Below are 18435 nucleotides of genomic sequence, written 5' to 3'. Positions count from 1 at the left end.
AAATTATTATCGTTTATAAATTTTACGTTTTGTGGTTTCCAACAGCATTCTTTTGCATTCCTCTAATAATTCCTTTTTAACAGAATCCATATCACCTTGAGAACGTCTATATTGTTCTTTAGAGTTAGATGTTCTAATCTCCGTTTTTATAATTACCTCTCTTATTTCTATAGCCATAATTTCAATCAAATAAATTTGAGATGGATAGGTCTGGAGTAATTTCAAAATAATTGTATGCCAATTCAATACTTTCAAATGCTAGTCCGTTTTCATTAGATTTTAAATCTGAAATTGCATACTTTACAGGATATGCATTAAAGAAGGTCCACATCACACAAACAGTCCCATCTGCGTCCAAAAGACTAACAGAAACATCATGAGTTTCAATTGAATTTGCCAAACCTTCATCCAGACTACTTGCGCACCAATCAACTAATTCAGAACCTTCAGGAATTAATGCTCTCTTTAAAACTAGATTTCTGCTAGTAGCTGTGGTTGGCAATCGGTATTTAAACCTATTCTCTCCTCCACAAACTACTTCCTCAATACTTACTTCTTTTGATATTCCAGAAACCTCTTGAAAGGCAGCATCTACGCCTTTAAATGATAATTCAAAATAAAAACTTACAGGATAATTAGCTCGCTTTGCCATTTGTGATTACTAATTGTTCGTGAGCAATTTCAATTGTATCTACAGCAACTTCATTGCCATCCGATTTAAGATCTGTACTTGTGATTTTTGTCGGCCAGGCATTGTTTAGTTGCCATTGCATAGTTACTTTGCCCTTTTCATCTAAAAGCTTTATTAATACGGTTCTTCTCTTAATTGTATTCATGGATACTTCTGCATGCCAGTTCCAAAATGTATTGTCATTTACAAACACACCTCTTTTCATTGTAATGTTTCCATATTTGACGATTCCAGGCATTTTCTCTGTTGAAAATAACTTGCTATTACTTTTTCGATACTCAATAATTTGGTTTTCAACGTCCATTCCTGAGACTTCCTGAAAAGCAACTCCTTTTAACTCTGTGCCAAGATCTACTTCAAATCTGAATTTTGGCATTGGCCAAGTCGAATTTTCTTTACTTCCATCTATTGCCATAATTTTATAGTTTTATATTAATTTTAAAATTGATTTTTTGTTTAGCTTGATGTTGCCATTTCTTGTTCGAAGGTTAGAATTATAAATTCTGCTGGACGCGTTACGGCTACTTTTACAGAGACTCGCATAATGCCTTTTAATTGATCTAAACCTGTCATTGTAGATCCTAATCCACATTCTACTTGAAACGCGTTGGCTGCAACTGCTCCTTCAAGACCTCCTTGTTTCCAAATACCAGTTAAAAAGCCACCTATCATTGCTTTAACACCTTCCCAAGTATTTTTGTCATTTGGTTGAAAAACATAAGCTCTTGTTGCTAATTTACAGGATTGCTCAATGAATATTAGAGTTCTTCTAACTGATAAATATTGCCAATCAAGGCTGTTACCATCTAAAGTTCTTGCTCCCCAAATTAGAAAGCCCAGTCCATTAAATTTCCTTATGGCATTAACAGATTTACCAGAGACTGCATCTACATTTAAATCTCTTTGCTGAGATTCAGATAAATTAATTGGTAATTTTGCAGTACCAACTATTGAAGTGTTTGCAGGTGCTTGCCATGGACCAACTTGATTATCAATAGTGGTGATAACTCCTGCCATTCCACCACTAGGAGGCAAAGTATTAGCATCGCTCAAAACATGCTTAATGATGTTAGTGTAAGTTTTGCTTGCTGTTAAAAGTGCATTATTACCTTGCTTGATACTTAAGGCAGTTCCAGAAGGGTTTTCAATTTTGGCTAATATAGAAGCTACACTTTGATTTGGGCTATCAGCAGGATTAATGATTGGAGCCAACTGTTTTAAATCACCACCAAATAAATTGGTATAATCAATATCTGTATTTTGCATCAATGATGTTTCAATAAAAGGATAATAAGCTGTTCCGTAGTTCAATCCCTCTGCACCTGTACTGTTTCTAAAGGTTTCTATATCATTTGTATAAAGAATTGGGTCTGGATCATTGCCTCCAATAATATCAAAAATGCTAATTGCAGTTTGCATCTGAGTGTTTTGTAAAAGCATCTCTTGCATTAAGTTTGCATTATTTGCTACAGTGAGCAATGTTGCTTCTGGACATATATACATCGTTGGTTCATCTTCATTCTTTAAGATGGCTAAACCTTTTAATAAATCATTCAATTCCACATTGGTATTTACAATTTGAGTACCTGGTGTCATTGGCTTTTTTGTTGGCGCTCCATAAGTTCCAACTGAAACTATATAAGCATCTCCTCCTCCATTTTCGTAAAAAAGTCGTACACTGTTATACAAATAATATATTGTATTTGGATCTGGAACTATAGAGTAATAACTGCCATCTATTTGTACATAATCACCTTTATCTGGTTGACTTTTTTGTTTGACCAAATAATACTCTGGACTGTATTGCTTTACTGGGTTTGCAGGAGCTTGTGGCTCTGGATAACAGTAAAATGCTTGAAATTCTGCGAATGATGTGATTTTTTGTGCAACATTCGTATACGATTTCCCTTCGTATAATGCTTGTGGTGTGTACCCAATAAATGCTGGAATTGCTGTAGCTACTGGAACTACAGAATTCGGAAAACCATTCACCTCATTGATATAAACTCCTGGAGATTGAATATTAGCTAAATTCATAAATTTATTTTTTATTAATTATTAAACATATATGTATATTGGTGAACTCACCGTTTTTTTTCCTTTGAAATCAATTATGTCGATTTGACTTAATGATGGGTTTGGCAATCCTTCAACTATAGTATTTATTTCAGATCTTACATTAATTCCGTTGCCATTAGGCCGCCTATCAAGATTAACAAGATTAAATTTGTACATTGGATATTGAGAAAATGCGATTCCACGATTTGAAGTTAGTTTCACCGCTGTTTCACCATTAAAAAGCCTTACGTTTTTGTGTTTTATAAACTGAATATCAGGAGCTCCTACAATAGTTATATCCTCTCCAGTTATTGATGTTCTATCAATTATGTAATATTCCCAGATACTGGCTCTTGATTTAAAATTGAGATTGAATACTGGTGCTACTTTTTTAGAATTATACAAGTTGATGACTGTGTCAAAGTGAATTTTAATATTGGCAAAAAAGCCTAAATTGTTTATGACTGATAATTCTGGCTTAAGTGTAATGTTATTGGTTTCAGTTAGGTTCTTTTGAGATTGACTATCATAAAATAGTGTTCCGCTCCAATCTAATGGCAAGTCTGTATAATTGAAAAAATTACTGTCAGTTAGGTTTACATGAAAATCAAAATAATGTTCATCTGTTCCCTTTTTTATGTACGTAAGTAATTCTACTAAATTAGTTTGCTTATTGGTGTAAAAACCAAACCCATCATCTAAAAGGTCAAGTATGAAGCCATATCTTTGCATTAGAATTTTCGAATTCTCAGCTTGACTAAATTTAAAAGTGTTGCATTTATTATTTTTGAAAAACGAATGAGTAGCTTTCAAAACAAATAATTTATTATAGTTTAAAACATTCATTGACCAATCATATTTGAAGTTTCTATAATTTCTGGAATGAATCCTCTAGTTTGATTAGGGTCTAATGTGAGTAATCTCATTTTATAGATTACTGAAGGTTGGTATTTTGCTCCCATAGCATTCCAAAGGCTATGCATTTGATGATAACTTATGGTTTCTAATTCAAATTCTAATTTTTCAATACCTGTAGGTATATTAGAATTCGTTTCAGAACTTATAGAAGCGTTTATTTGAAAAAATAATATAGCTTCATTTAAAAACTTAAGTGACTCAGAATAGTCATCAAAATTAGATGACACTAATACATCAAGGTTATATTTTTCGGGTGGAACTGTATTTGAATAACCTGTATCTAATCTTTTATTTCTATAACTAAAAGGCTTAGAGGTTTCTCGTACAATATTAATAAGACTAAGAATCACTTTATTCTTTGTCGACTTTGTCAACGAGCCATCAGGTTGAATAACAGAATTTACAGCAACGAAACTTTCATGTAAGGACATCTTATTTTTTAGATATTGCTCAAATGCTTGTTTCGTAAATTGTATTGCTTTCTCTATCATCTAAATTGAAGTTCATGTTTATACTGAAATTGTATTCAATATTCACATTGTAAAATTAGAGACAGAGCTTTTATATTTTTAGGAAATGATCGTGACTAAACGTTTACATTTTTTGATCATTAGTTAAAACCGTAGACAAAAAGTAGACAAAAGCAAATACATAGTAATTATTAGGTATAATTAATAATTTGATACGTGATTATAATGTGTCAGACAAAAAGTAATATGGAGTTGTAATTTTACGGTTAGGCTTGTTGTTTTTCAAACGATCTTGTATATGTTCTTAAATCTTGCTCTTTAGATAACGCAAGCTTCTTTTTTAGCCTAAATTTATGTGTTCGAACACTTTCCTTATTAATCCCTAATATATGTCTTATATCATCGTTAGACATATTCATTTTAAGGTAACAGCAATATTTAATATCCTTTGAAGTTAGACTTGGGTGCTTTTTACTTATTTTTTTTACAAATCCAGGGTTTATATTTTCAAAATAAATTTTAAAATCATCCCAATGTTTTTTGTCACCTGTCGAGGATTTAATAGAATTGACAATTGAAATTAATTTTGATTTAATAGGTGCATCGACTTCTCCATAGAGTCTTAATAGATTATCTTTTATTTTTTTTAGAGCCACCTTTTTTTGATCTAATTCCATAACATATCTAGTCAGACTTTTATTATGATAAACAAATTTAGTCCTTGCTTCATGTTTAATAAATGGCTGATTCAAATTTCTTTTTGATATATGCTTCTTTAGATTCAGAATTGAACCTATGCCTTGCTTAAGTGCTTTTTGTTCTATAGCATAGGAGAAAGGTAATGTAAATACAATATGATTATTTTCCCAATAAAGTACATTATTATCATTTGTTAAACAGATGATTGGTGTTTTTTGGGTTTTCAAAAAAGCAATAATATCATTTAATGCCAGTTGATTATTTCTGAAATTCAATATAATTAAAGATGGTTCTATTGATTTTAATATATTAACTAGATCGGAAATTCGAATAGCAGAAATATAATTATTATTTGACGTTCCTTTTAGGCACTGCAAAATCAGTGACAATTTTGAAGTGTCATCACAACCTAATAAAATGGTTTTATCATGCATTATACAAAGTTCTGACCTCAGTAATATGAGGTCAAAATAATTAAAAGGTTAGCTGTCAACAGACCTTAATTTCTTGAGTTACTTCGTATTTTTATTTTAGGGAATAATGTTTTGAACAAACATAGGGACAAACAAGATATGAAAATAAATACTAATTTATGCCACTTTAAAAAGTTATTTTCCAATACAAAAGTTAGCAAAAATATTACCTAACAGATCATCATTGGTAATCTCTCCTGTAATCTCACCAAAGTGATACAAGGCTTGTCGAATATCTATGGCTAATAAATCACCTGAAAGCCCAGTTTCTAATCCGTTTTTAACCTTCTGAATCTCTTCAAAGGCTTTCAATAAGGCATCATAATGACGGGAATTCGTCACTATAGTTTCATTATTTCTTAATGCACCAGTATTTATTAACTCTAGTAGCGAATTGGTCAACTGCTCTACGCCAAAGCCCGTTTTTGCTGATAATAGTTTTATATCTGGAATTTCAGATTGTATTTTCGAGATTAGTATATCATCGACCTTATCTATCTTATTAGCAATTACAAGAAGTGGTTTTTGTGGGTATTTATTCTTGATTTTCTCTAATTCAACTTTTAAAATAGAACTCTGATCTTTAAAATCATGGGCATCAAATAGGTAAATAACGACTTGAGCTTGATCAATTTTTTCAAATGTTTTTTTAATACCTATCGTTTCAACAACATCTTTTGTTTCTCTAATTCCTGCAGTATCAATAAATCGAAATCCTATTCCTCCTATTGAAATTTCATCTTCAATAGTATCTCTTGTTGTTCCCGCAATTTCAGAAACTATGGCACGTTCTTCATTTAATAAGGCATTTAATAATGTCGATTTTCCAACATTAGGTTCGCCTACAATGGCCACAGGAATTCCGTTTTTAATAACGTTCCCTACTGCAAAGGAATCAATTAAGCGCTTAAGAACAAACGTGATTCTCTCGACCAATGCTTTAAATTGTGATCGATCAGCGAACTCTACATCTTCTTCAGCAAAATCCAATTCAAGTTCAATTAATGAGGCAAAATTGAGAAGTTCTTCTCTAAGTTTTGCTATTTCCGAAGAAAAACCACCACGCATTTGTTGCATGGCTATTTGATGTGATGCTTCATTATCACTTGCTATTAAATCTGCAACAGCTTCAGCCTGCGATAAATCTAATTTTCCATTTAAAAATGCTCGTAAGGTAAATTCTCCTGCATTCGCCATACGACAACCTTCTCTTAGAAATAGTTGTATAATTTCTTGCTGAATATAATTGGAACCATGACATGATATTTCTATAACATCTTCACCTGTATAAGAATTTGGATTCTTAAATACTGAAACTAAAACTTCATCAATAACTCTTGATTTATCTACGATATGTCCCAAATGTATGGTATGGGTTGGTTGATTTAAAAGTGCTTTTTGATTTGTTACCGATTTAAAATGTGCATCAACACTAGTAATCGCCTTATCTCCAGAAAGTCTAATCACTGCAATAGCACCGCTTCCAGCGGCAGTAGCTAAGGCAACAATTGTATCTTGATGAATCATTATAGAATACTTTTTTTACAAAAGTATTGCAATTTTAATTTTATAAAGCATTTTATAAAAGTTCTTTAAGTTTTTATTATCAATGGACTTATTATATTTGTAGTAGTCTAAAAAATAAAAATCATGAAACATATTATTTCAATTCTAGTATTATGTTTACTAGTTACGTCTTGTAAAACAGAAGAAAAACAAACCGTTAAAAGAGATGGGTATTATATTACAGGAACTGCTCCTGGTGTGTACAATGGCATTAGAGCATATCTAGAAACGACTGATGAACGAGGACGGAAAATTGCAATGGATACAGCTATTGTTATGAATGAAAAATTTGTATTTGAAGGCAAAATTGAACAACCTAAAATGCTGAACCTAACTATCAACAGCGTAAAAGGATCTATTCCTTTAATTCTTGAGAATGGTGACATAAATGTAACCATTGATAAAGACAATTTAAACAGCTCAAAAATTAGTGGCACTAAGGCTAATACTGCCCTAAATTTATATAACGAAAAGTCTAAAGAATTAACTGCGAAACGTTATCAAATTACTGGACAATTACGTGCTATTAAACAAAAAGACATGGCCACAAATGCAAATGACCTGCAGTCTAAGTTGAAAGATATAACGCAACAATCAGATAATTTACCTTATGAATTCATTAATAAAAATAAAGACAATGTTTTTTCTATAGTTCTTCTTCAACAATTAGCTGAAGCTAAAACGGCAGATTATGATAAAATCGAATCTACATTAGATGGTTTAAGTGATGAGTTACAAAATTCTGTTGCAGCAAATTCTCTTAAAACGCTAGTGAATATAAAAAAGTTAGAAAAGGCAGCAGTTGGTGCTACAGAAATTGGACAAATTGCGCCTTCATTTAAAGCACCAACTCCAGATGGAAAGACACTTGCTTTAGAGGATGTAAAAGGAAGATTAACCCTTATCGATTTTTGGGCATCATGGTGTAAGCCTTGCAGAATGGAAAACCCAAATGTGGTAAAGGTTTATGAGAAATATCATAAGAAGGGTCTTGAGATCATAAGTGTTTCTCTTGATGGAAGTAGAAATCAGAAAGATCCAAAAGCCGCATGGATGAAAGCTATTGAAGACGACAAACTAACTTGGAGTCATGTGTCTAACCTAAATTATTTTAATGATCCTGTTGCTAAAGCTTATAATATACGTTCTATTCCAGCAACATTCTTATTGGATGAAAATGGTAAAATTGTTGCTAAAAACCTTAGAGGTCCTGCACTTGAACAAAAAGTTGCAGAATACCTAAACTAAAAAAAATGAAGACACCAATTTATTGCGTTCTAATTTGCTTAATCATCTTTTCGTGTAAAGAGGAAACTAAATCAGAACCTATTCAAACAACAACTGATGGTTATGTGATTTCTGGAACAGCTCCTGGTATGTTTAATGGTTTAAGAACTTATCTAAAATCTACCAACGACAAAGGATTTTTAAAAGTTAGAGATACAGCCATTATTATGAATGAGGTTTTTCGTTTCGAGGGCAAAATTGATAGTACTGAAGCTTGGTTTCTTGAGGTTGATAGTTTAGATGATTCGTTTCCATTTGTAATTGCTAATGCCAACTTAACCATAGTCGTTAATAAAGACGATATTAAGCAATCAAAAATTGAAGGTACTGATTACAATAATGCAATCTCAGCATTCAATAAACAATTACAAGCCTTAAATGATTCTCTTAATAAGACTAGTGAACGTTATAGACAGATGATTATTAATAAAGAAAGTGTTGTTGGCATGTCTGATAAGGTTAGTCACTTAAAGGACCTCATAGCACAGTTTCCTCATGAGTTTATTCAAAACAATACAGATAACCCTTATGGTCTAGTGTTACTAAATACAATGATTAGAAGAAACACATCCGACAAAGGTCTGATTGTTTCATCTTTTGATGCCATTAATGAAGATCTTAAAAACTCAAACTTGGGTAAACGTGTTGCTAAAAGTATTCCTGAAATTAGAAAGCAATATGAAATTATAGCAGCTACTCATGTTGGACGAATAGCACCTAATTTTTCGGCTCCTAGTCCTAATGGAAAAACGATTGAACTAAACAAGATTAAAGGAAAGGTCACCCTTGTTCATTTCTGGTCATCTTGGTATAAAGCGTCTAGACGTGATAATAAACGATTAGTAGCTATTTATGAAAAATATCATGATAAAGGTTTGGAGATGATAGGTGTATCTTTAGATGGAAATACGAAACAGACGCATCCAAAATCAGATTGGAAAAAAGCAATAAAAGACGATCAACTTATTTGGAATCAAGTTTCTAACCTTAATTACTTTAACGATACCATTTCAAAAGCTTATAGTATAAGATCTCTTCCTGCTTCCTTTTTGCTTGATAGTGAAGGTATTATTGTTGCTAAAAACCTTTCTGGAATTTCTTTAGAAGAGAAATTAAAAGAGTTGCTCGATTAGCTTAACCTAAACTATATTTTTCCCATTTTGTGCATGACAAACAAAATGAGTATTGGAATACAAAGAAGACCAATCATTAGCAAATCGGTTCGAAAAAGTGTTGGCACTAAAATTAATGTCACAACCAATCCACCAATAGCACCTCCAAAATGGGCATCATGACCAATATTACCTACTCTATTTTTCATTCCATAAATAGAATATAACAAGTAACCTATTCCGAATACGTAAGCTGGAATAGGAATTGGAATAAAAAACATATACAGGCTCATACTCGGATCTAACAGAATGGCAGCATATAAAACACCAGTGACTGCTCCACTTGCTCCTATGGCACTATATTGATATTCATTTTGATGAAAATATAAGGAGAGTAAACTTCCTAGTAACAAGCTAATCACATAAATCACCACAAAATTAAATTCACCTACTGAAAAAATCACGCCATCTGCAAAGAAATAAAGTGTCAGCATATTCATGAACAAATGTGATGTATCTGCATGCAAAAACCCAGAACTAAACATTCTAAATTGTTCACCTCTTCTCACGCTACCGACATTAAATTTATAGCGTTCAAAAAAACCATAATCATTAAAACCTTTATAAGATATTAATACATTGGCTGCAATTATTACAATGGTGACCAAACTTAAGTTACCCATAGACTTTAAACATTAAATTATACATATATTTGCTTCTGCAAATCTAAGGTATATAAATGCAATTTCTAGTTTACATTATAATTTATCCTTTTTTATGGATCGTTTCTATATTACCATTCAGACTTTTATACGCTGTTTCTGATGGACTTTACTTTTTGTTGTATTACATAGTAGGCTATAGAAAGAAAGTCGTTAGAAACAATTTAAATCTTGTTTTTCCTGAAAAAACTGAAGAGGAAATCAAAGCCATTACAAAAACGTTTTACCATCATTTAAGTGATATGGTTGTCGAATCGATTAAATCATTAACCATTTCTGAAGCCGAAATGAAAAAGCGATTTACATTCACCAATATAGAAGAGATTCATAAAATAGAAGACACCAACAAAAGTATCGTTTTAATGTGCGCGCATTATGGAAGTTGGGAATGGATTTTCATTTTACAAACGCATATAAAATCTAAAGGTTATGCTGTTTATAAGCGCATTGAAAACAAATATTTTGACAGATTAGTTAAACGGATTAGAGCAAAATATAACAGTTTTCTTATTACCACTAAAGAAACAGTACCAATTTTGGTAGAAGCTAAAAGAAAGGGCGAATTAACCATCAACGGATTCATATCAGATCAATCACCAAGACGTCGTAAAGCGTTTCATTGGAATGAATTCATGAATATTAAAGTTCCTGTTCATACTGGTGCAGAAATGCTTGCCAAAAAACTAGATATGGCTGTGGTCTTTTTTAGAGTTAAGAAAGTTGGAAGAGGGTATTATGAAACCACATTTGAAACCATCACGACAACACCAAATGAATTCAAAGACTACGAGATAACAGATATCTTTTTAAAACTTGTAGAAAAGCAAATTTATGAAGCTCCAGAATACTACTTGTGGACACACAAACGTTGGAAATACAGAAACGACGTTCCTCCAGAATTTCAATAACATTTGTCATTCCTAAGGTTTATACTGAATTTTCCGTTTGGCAAAATAAATTCCACTTTACACTTCGACTGCGCTCAGTGTGACATTTTGGAATGACAAGGTTTACAAATTAAACCAAGATTTAACGGTAGCATCTTGAGTCACGTCATTTTTAACAGCATGATGTACAAATTCATTATTTGAGCCAATATACTCATAATCTTTAGCCCATTCTTTATGATGTTTGGCCAATGATTTAATGCTTTTACAAACAAAATTCATTTCTTCATTTGTGGTTGTTGGATGAATTGACATGCGTATCCAACCTGGTTTTCTAATCAAATCTCCAATAGAAATTTCACTAGTGAGTTCATGACTTGTTTTTTGATCTACGTGTAACAAAAAATGTCCATAGGTTCCAGCACAACTGCAACCTCCACGTGTTTGAATTCCGAAGCGATCATTTAAAAGCTTCACACCTAAATTAAAGTGTAACTCATCAATATAAAATGAGATAACACCTAATCGATCCTGATGCTGACCTGCAAGTATTTTGATGTTTTCGATATCAGATAGTTCTTTGAAAATAATCTCTGTAAGTTCATGCTCACGCTTCAAGATATTCTCAACTCCCATAGCCTCCTTAAGCTTCACAGCAAGTGCTGTTTTAATGGTTTGAAGGAAACCTGGAGTTCCACCATCTTCACGGTCTTCTATATTATCAATATACTTGTGTTCTCCCCAAGGATTAGTCCAACTAACAGTTCCTCCTCCTGGACAATCAGGAATCATATTGTGATACAATTTCTTATTAAACACCAAAACACCAGAAGTTCCTGGTCCGCCTAAAAATTTATGAGGTGAAAAGAAAATAGCATCTAATGCTTGATCTTCATTTTCGGGATGCATATCAATATGCACATAAGGTGCAGAGCATGCAAAATCAACAAAACAAACACCTCCATGTTTATGCATTAACTCGGCAACTTTATGATGTGGTGTCTGAATTCCAGTGACATTAGAGCCTCCAACAATTGAAGCAATTTTCAAAGTACAGTCTTTATATTTTTCTAAAAGTCCTTCAAGATTTTTCAAGCAGAATAATCCGTCATTATCTGGAGGAATTACTTCTACTTTAGCAATCGTTTCTAACCATGAGGTTTGATTAGAATGATGTTCCATATGTGAAATAAAAACTACTGGTCGAATTTCATTCGGAATGTCTGTATACTTCTTCAAATTTTCAGGAACCTTAAGTCCGAGAATACGCTGAAACTTATTTACGACACCAGTCATTCCGTTTCCAGAAACAATTAAAACATCATCTTCATTACAATTAACATGCTTTTTAATGATGTGTTTCGCTTCATGATAGGCTTTGGTCATTGCAGTACCAGAAACGGTTGTTTCGGTATGTGTGTTAGCCACAAATGGTCCGAACTCATTACATATTTTTTCTTCAATTGGTCTGTATAAACGACCTGAAGCAGTCCAATCTGTATATATAATTTTTTTTCTACCGAAAGGTGATACAAACTCTTGATCTATACCAATAATGTGCTTCCTAAAATTCTGAAAATGTTCTTCAAGGTTAGAAGCTGTATGGACTTTAGTTTCGACAGTCATCATAATTGGTTTATTCGTTTAAAGATACTAAATATTTGCAATCCCTTTAATTTCAGAAATAATTCGGTCAGCAAGCGTATCTGCTTGATTTTGAGAAGGCGCTTCCGTATAAATACGAATAATTGGTTCTGTATTACTTTTTCTTAGGTGAACCCAAGAATCAGCAAAATCAATTTTCACTCCATCAATTGTCGTTAAGTTTTCGTGAGCATAATTAGCTTCCATCGTTTTCAAAATTCCATCAACATCTAAACCAGGTGTTAGTTGAATTTTCTTCTTACTCATAAAATAATTTGGATACGACGCCCTCAAATCGCTCACATTCATTTTCTTTTCAGCCAACAGACTTAAAAATAGAGCCACACCAACTAAAGCGTCACGACCATAATGCGATTCAGGATAGATAATTCCACCATTCCCTTCACCTCCAATGACAGCGTTATTCTTTTTCATGAGTGCAACCACGTTGACTTCTCCAACAGCACTCGCTTCATAAGTTCCACCATGTTTTTCAGTAACATCTCTTAACGCTCTAGTAGAACTCATATTACTTACAGTATTTCCTTTTGTTTTGCTCAAAACATAATCTGCACAAGCCACTAACGTATACTCTTCACCAAACATCTCGCCTTTTTCGTCCATAAAAGCCAAACGATCAACATCAGGATCTACTACGATACCGAAATCGGCATGTTCCTTTACAACCGCTTTTGACAAGTCGGTTAAATGCTCTTTTAAAGGTTCTGGATTATGTGGAAAATGTCCGTTAGGTTCACAAAACAATTTTACAGGATGAACACCTAAACGTTCTAATAATAACGGAATAGCGATTCCACCAGTTGAATTCACACCATCGACAACCACTTTAAACTTTGCTTTCTTAATGGCATCAACATTCACTAAATCCATATCTAAAACTTCATCAATATGCATATCGATATAGGCGTCATTGATCGTTATTTTTCCTAAGCTATCTACATCAGCGAAACTCATATCAGTACTTTCGGCAATTTTCAAAATTTTCGCTCCTTCTTCGCCATTCAAAAATTCGCCTTTAGCATCTAACAATTTTAAGGCATTCCATTGTTTCGGATTGTGACTAGCCGTTAAAATAATACCACCATCAGCATGTTCCATTGGCACAGCAATTTCAACCGTTGGTGTTGTAGAAAGGCCTAAATCGACCACATGAATTCCTAAACCAACTAAAGTGTTCATGACTAAATTCTGAATCATTTCTCCAGAAATTCGAGCATCACGACCAACCACAACTTTGTAATTCTCTTTATCACGTTGTTGCATGATCCATGTACCATAGGCAGACGCAAATTTTACAGCATCGATAGGTGTTAAATTATCGCCTACATTGCCTCCAATGGTTCCTCTAATTCCTGAAATTGATTTTATAAGTGTCATATATTGTTAATATTTTCAGCAAATATACTATTTCAAATCCGTAAATCTTAACTCACAATTCGTAAATTACACCTATGAATTTTCTAGCCCATATTTACCTTTCAGGAGAAAACGAGATGATTACTATTGGCAATTTTGTTGCAGATGCTATAAGAGGTAACAAATACAAATTGCTATCGCCCGAATTTCAAGTCGGTGTAAAATTACATCGTCACATTGATACCTTTACTGATGCACATCCAATTGTAAGACAAAGTACCAAGCGTTTACATAAGAATTATAGCCATTACAGTGGTGTAATTGTAGATATTTTATACGATCATTTTTTAGCCAAAAACTGGCATAAATATTCAGATATGCCTTTAGAACAATATATTGATAATTTTTATGATAGTTTGAAAGCACATTTCGACATTTTACCTGAACGTTTTCAGAAATTAATGCCTTTTATGATTGCTGACAATTGGTTGTTAAGCTATGCTGAAGTTGAAGGCATTCAACGTGTTTTAAACGGAATGAATAGACGTACAAAACATAAGTCTGGAATGAATTTAGCAACCAATGAACTCAAGGAGTTTTATGCTGAATTTGAGGATGAATTTACTCGATTTTTTGAAGAGCTTATAGCGACTTCAAATGCTAAACGGACTGAACTTACTAAAGCCTATAACTTATGAGAAAGCACTTTGTTTTACTACTAATGATTCTGTTTGTCTTAGCTTGTAAAGATCAAAAAACAGTAACAAAAAGAGGTGTTATTTCAGAGCATGCAATGGTTGTTACTGCAAGAAAAGAAGCCTCACAAATAGGAAGTGATATCTTAAAAAAAGGAGGAAATGCTTTTGATGCTATGTTTGCAACAGAAATGGCATTGGCAGTAGTATATCCTTATGCTGGAAATTTAGGAGGAGGCGGATTTATGGTTTACAGACTCGCAGATGGTGAAACTGGAGCTTTAGATTATAGAGAAAAAGCACCTTTAGCTTCTCATAAAGACATGTATTTAGACGAAAATGGGAATGTCATTAAAGGTAAGAGTGCAGTTGGTGTGCATTCGGTTGGAGTTCCAGGAACTATTGCTGGTATCTTTGCTGCTCATGAACGATTTGGAACGTTACCAATAAAAGACTTGATGCAACCTGTCATTGAATTGGCACAAAAAGGGTTTGCAGTCACTGAAAAGCAACATGCAAAACTCGAGCATTACGATAGTATAATTAGAGTTGTCAACGGAAAAGACATTTTGTTTACCAGAAATATAAAGGCTCACGATACGATTAAAAACATTCAACTAGCAGAAACCTTGAAGCGCATAGTCAAAAACGGTAAAGACGAGTTCTATAAAGGTGAAACAGCTAAGCAAATAATTATGTTTTTAAATGAAAAAGAAAGCATTTTGACGCTTGAAGATTTAGAACGTTATGAAGCCAAATGGCGAGATCCTGTTGAATTTAAATATAAAGATTTGAATGTGATTTCTATGTCACCTCCTTCAAGTGGTGGACTTTGCTTGGCTCAAATTATGAAAATGATGGAACCATTCGATTTGAGATCCTATGGACATAATTCGGTTAAAAGTATTCAGGTCATGGTAGAAGCAGAACGACGTGCTTTTGCAGATAGAAGTTATTTCTTAGGTGATCCAGACTTTGTAGACATTCCAACAACAGAATTATTAAGCGATGCGTATTTAAGTCGACGTATGGCAAGCTTTTCGTTTGATCATCCAACGCCTTCAGCATCGATTAGTTATGGTGAGATTTTGGGTTATGAAAGTGAAGAAACAACCCACTACTCTATTGTTGATCCATTTGGAAATGCAGTTTCGGTAACCACAACCTTAAATAGCGGATATGGTTCTAAATTGTATATCGATAATTTAGGTTTCTTTTTGAATAATGAAATGGACGATTTCAGCAGTAAACCTGGAACTCCAAATATTTACGGTTTAGTTGGAGGAAAAGCAAATAGTATTGCTCCAGAAAAGAGGATGCTAAGCGCAATGACACCAACCATAGTTGAAAAAAATGGTGCGCTTTATATGGTTTTGGGAACACCAGGAGGTTCAACCATTATAACTTCCGTTTTACAAACTATTTTAAATGTTGTAGAATTTGATATGACCATGCAAGAAGCGGTTGATGCGCCTCGTTTACATCATCAATGGTTACCAGATCGCATAAGAATGGAAGTCGATTTGTTTTCCGAAGAGTTAAAACAACAATTGGAAGCTAAAGGTTACGATATTAATGAAGCTTCAGCGCCAATTACGGCAAGAGTTGAAGCTATTTTGGTTTTAGAAGACGGAACGCTAGAAGGAGGTGCCGATTATAGAGCAGACGATACTGCCATTGGATTTTGATATGTAGATTATTTTCTCTAATTTGGATTTTATGAAAACACAACCTGAAATACATTTAATAAAATTCTATTATAAGGAAAAGTTTAAAATTGGCATAAAATTCAATTATAATAAGCATTTAGTTGATATAGTTAAATCAATTCCAGAATCTAAATGGAGTGACGTATTAAAGCTCTGGTATCTTCCCTATTCATTACAAAAACTGGAAACAATTCGATATTATTTGAAAGGTCACGCCATTTTAAATGAAAGCGAACTTGAATTGAAAGTTAAGAAAACAAAAGTTGTATATAAAACCGAAAGAGAATTAAACAACACACAAAAAACACTACTCAATAACTTTTACAAATATTTAAGAGGAAAGCGCTACAGTGATAGCACTGTAAAGAATTACACATTTCAGATCGCTGATTTTATAGATTACCATAGAGAGAAAGCTATTCAAGATTTAAGCAATAGAGAAGTTGAATTGTTTATTGAAGATGTTTTTATAAAAAGGAAGCTCAGCATCAGTGTTCAGCGGCAATTTATAAGTGCATTAAAACTGTTTATTGTATTTGAAAAATCGACACAAATTGTAGATATAGATTTAGTTCGACCTAAACGAGACAAGATTCTTCCTGTGGTTTTATCACAGAATGAGGTCATAGAATTAATTGCGAAAACTAAAAATTTAAAACATAGGACGATTATAGCACTCTTGTATTCGGCTGGTTTACGAATAAGTGAACTCATCAATTTAAAACTTGATGATATCAATATAAACAGAAAGCAGTTTATCATTAAAAATGCAAAAGGCAGGAAAGACAGATATGCACCATTAGCAGAACATTTATTACCATTATTAAACAATTATATGCATACTTATGCACCGGAAACATATCTCATAGAAGGGAAACCAGGATTTCCTTATAGTTCGAGTAGCGTTAGTAAATTTTTACACAAATCAGCTTCACAATGTGGACTAAAAGTTCGAGTAACACCACATACTTTGCGACATAGTTACGCAACCCATTTATTAGAAAACGGAGTTGGGATTAGGCATATACAATCGCTTTTGGGACATGCAAAACCTGAGACGACGATGATTTATACGCATGTAGCTAGAAAAGATTTACTAGATATTCGCAGTCCGTTAGACCTTGCTGTAGAGCAGTATAAAAAAGCTGATAGTTTGGAACAAAAGTTCAAGATATCGGGAAGATAATATTGGATAAATTGTATCTTTATCAAGATATAACGAGTTGGCAAACATTAAAAGGAAAAAATGAAAATAATTAATTTCATAGTAATATTATTGATTTCTATTAAAGTTTTTGGACAAACAAAACCCATAATTTTCTACAATGAAAACAGTGAACAAATAACTAAACAAAAGTTTCTAGACACGAAAGATTACAAAAAAAACTTGGACTTATATTTTGAAAATGACACTACTCAAATAGGAATTCTAATTACTAGACAAAAATTCGGTCAACTAGATAAAAAAACTTTCAATATTTTAAAATCATATTTGAATGAATTGAGTGGAAAACAAATTGATTCGACAAAAAATCTTGTTATAAATTATTTAACTGCATTTCCAAAAAAATCAGAAAACACCAAATACAGGTCTACTTGGAATGTTTTAGATAAAGACTTTTTAAAAAATCTTCATAAAATAGTTGATATTAATCAATTCTGGATTAACTCACCTGAATCTGATAATCTTAAATATTATCATCAAAATAAGATCAATTGGATATCTGATAAAGATAATTTATTTAAGAAGTTATTTTTCCCTTATGAGGTAAGGTATGGAAATTATATTCTGATTAAACCAGATGGTAAATTCTATTATTATTTAGGCGAACATAGTAAATATGAAATTTGGGAAAAATCAAAAAAGTTCTTTAAATAATTATAACGATTTGCCAACAACGTGTATAACCAATTGCTTGGTTTGTGTGTACTCGGAAAATCCTGCGGATTTTCCTACTGGTTAGTTTTCTTTTATTAACTTAGTTCTCGCCAACGCAACTAGCCATACACGAACACGTTGTGTGTAATGCTGACCAAGATTATGGGAATATTTGACTTTTTAAAATTTGGAGATAACTCAAAACCTTCGAGAAAGCATATTTCGTTTTCAAATTCGGCAATGGAAAT

General features: G+C 32.7%; 18 protein-coding genes. 7 read left to right on the top strand and 11 right to left on the bottom strand.

The annotated features are described in order from the left end of the window. Positions 1-6: 6 nt before the first annotated feature. From VOI25_RS14885 to mnmE, 8 genes are all read right to left on the bottom strand, one after another. Positions 7-177, bottom strand: coding sequence for a DUF5908 family protein (locus VOI25_RS14885; protein ID WP_323789883.1), 171 nt, complete (start codon positions 175-177; stop codon positions 7-9). Between the two features lie 4 nt (positions 178-181). Then, a complete protein-coding gene (locus VOI25_RS14880) occupies positions 182-652 on the bottom strand; it encodes a phage tail protein (RefSeq protein ID WP_323789882.1) in 471 nt (156 codons plus the stop codon). Then, on the bottom strand, positions 636-1106 hold the full coding sequence (locus VOI25_RS14875; protein ID WP_323789881.1) for a phage tail protein: 471 nt from the start codon (positions 1104-1106) through the stop codon (positions 636-638). The genes VOI25_RS14880 and VOI25_RS14875 overlap by 17 nt, the downstream gene beginning before the upstream one ends. Positions 1107-1147: 41 nt before the next feature. Continuing rightward, complete coding sequence (locus VOI25_RS14870) at positions 1148-2728, bottom strand: phage tail sheath family protein (RefSeq protein WP_323789880.1); 1581 nt, start codon at positions 2726-2728, stop codon at positions 1148-1150. Positions 2729-2749: 21 nt separating this feature from the next. Next, positions 2750-3481 carry a hypothetical protein gene (locus VOI25_RS14865; protein WP_323789879.1) on the bottom strand — a complete coding sequence of 244 codons (732 nt, stop codon included), beginning with the start codon at positions 3479-3481 and terminating at the stop codon, positions 2750-2752. Positions 3482-3591: 110 nt separating this feature from the next. Next, a complete protein-coding gene (locus VOI25_RS14860; protein ID WP_323789878.1) occupies positions 3592-4158 on the bottom strand; it encodes a DUF4255 domain-containing protein in 567 nt (188 codons plus the stop codon). A 245-nt stretch (positions 4159-4403) separates the two neighbouring features. Then, entirely contained in the window at positions 4404-5270 is an 867-nt protein-coding gene (locus VOI25_RS14855; RefSeq protein WP_323789877.1) for a hypothetical protein, read from the bottom strand. A 174-nt stretch (positions 5271-5444) separates the two neighbouring features. After that, positions 5445-6836: a tRNA uridine-5-carboxymethylaminomethyl(34) synthesis GTPase MnmE gene (mnmE, locus tag VOI25_RS14850; RefSeq protein WP_323789876.1), complete on the bottom strand. Its 1392-nt coding sequence runs from the start codon at positions 6834-6836 to the stop codon at positions 5445-5447. Positions 6837-6959: 123 nt separating this feature from the next. Between mnmE and VOI25_RS14845 the strand changes: the two genes are divergently transcribed. After that, positions 6960-8123 (top strand): TlpA disulfide reductase family protein, encoded by a 1164-nt coding sequence (locus tag VOI25_RS14845; protein WP_323789875.1) that lies wholly within the window; start codon positions 6960-6962, stop codon positions 8121-8123. A 5-nt stretch (positions 8124-8128) separates the two neighbouring features. Further along, on the top strand, positions 8129-9295 hold the full coding sequence (locus VOI25_RS14840) for a TlpA disulfide reductase family protein (RefSeq protein ID WP_323789874.1): 1167 nt from the start codon (positions 8129-8131) through the stop codon (positions 9293-9295). An 11-nt stretch (positions 9296-9306) separates the two neighbouring features. On the opposite strand, the gene VOI25_RS14835 is transcribed toward VOI25_RS14840, so the two are convergent. Further along, positions 9307-9957 carry a rhomboid family intramembrane serine protease gene (locus VOI25_RS14835; RefSeq protein WP_323789873.1) on the bottom strand — a complete coding sequence of 217 codons (651 nt, stop codon included), beginning with the start codon at positions 9955-9957 and terminating at the stop codon, positions 9307-9309. A gap of 56 nt (positions 9958-10013) precedes the next feature. Here VOI25_RS14835 and VOI25_RS14830 point away from each other — a divergent pair, with 56 nt between their 5' ends. Continuing rightward, on the top strand, positions 10014-10904 hold the full coding sequence (locus tag VOI25_RS14830; RefSeq protein ID WP_323789872.1) for a lysophospholipid acyltransferase family protein: 891 nt from the start codon (positions 10014-10016) through the stop codon (positions 10902-10904). A gap of 102 nt (positions 10905-11006) precedes the next feature. Here VOI25_RS14830 and VOI25_RS14825 read toward each other — a convergent pair whose 3' ends face one another. Together VOI25_RS14825 and glmM are read right to left on the bottom strand one after the other, a co-directional pair. Beyond that, the gene (locus tag VOI25_RS14825) at positions 11007-12512 is read right to left on the bottom strand and encodes an aminotransferase class V-fold PLP-dependent enzyme (RefSeq protein WP_323789871.1); all 1506 of its coding nucleotides are present in this window, start codon (positions 12510-12512) and stop codon (positions 11007-11009) included. Between the two features lie 24 nt (positions 12513-12536). Continuing rightward, positions 12537-13925, bottom strand: coding sequence for a phosphoglucosamine mutase (gene glmM, locus VOI25_RS14820; RefSeq protein WP_323789870.1), 1389 nt, complete (start codon positions 13923-13925; stop codon positions 12537-12539). 74 nt (positions 13926-13999) lie between these two features. Here glmM and VOI25_RS14815 point away from each other — a divergent pair, with 74 nt between their 5' ends. The 4 genes from VOI25_RS14815 to VOI25_RS14800 are packed head-to-tail and all read left to right on the top strand — an operon-like array spanning position 14000 to position 18187. Then, positions 14000-14602, top strand: coding sequence for an acyl carrier protein phosphodiesterase (locus tag VOI25_RS14815; RefSeq protein WP_323789869.1), 603 nt, complete (start codon positions 14000-14002; stop codon positions 14600-14602). Next, entirely contained in the window at positions 14599-16287 is a 1689-nt protein-coding gene (gene ggt, locus VOI25_RS14810; RefSeq protein WP_323789868.1) for a gamma-glutamyltransferase, read from the top strand. Before VOI25_RS14815 ends, ggt begins: the two co-directional genes overlap by 4 nt. Positions 16288-16318: 31 nt before the next feature. Further along, entirely contained in the window at positions 16319-17494 is a 1176-nt protein-coding gene (locus tag VOI25_RS14805) for a tyrosine-type recombinase/integrase (protein ID WP_323789867.1), read from the top strand. A gap of 60 nt (positions 17495-17554) precedes the next feature. Continuing rightward, complete coding sequence (locus VOI25_RS14800; RefSeq protein WP_323789866.1) at positions 17555-18187, top strand: hypothetical protein; 633 nt, start codon at positions 17555-17557, stop codon at positions 18185-18187. Positions 18188-18435 lie beyond the last annotated feature (248 nt).

It is taken from the genome of Psychroserpens sp. (assembly GCF_034670085.1).
Classification (GTDB): Bacteria; Bacteroidota; Bacteroidia; order Flavobacteriales; family Flavobacteriaceae; genus Psychroserpens.
The sequence above is the reverse complement of the archived record's forward strand: the minus strand, read 5'-3'. Positions and strand labels throughout refer to the sequence as shown.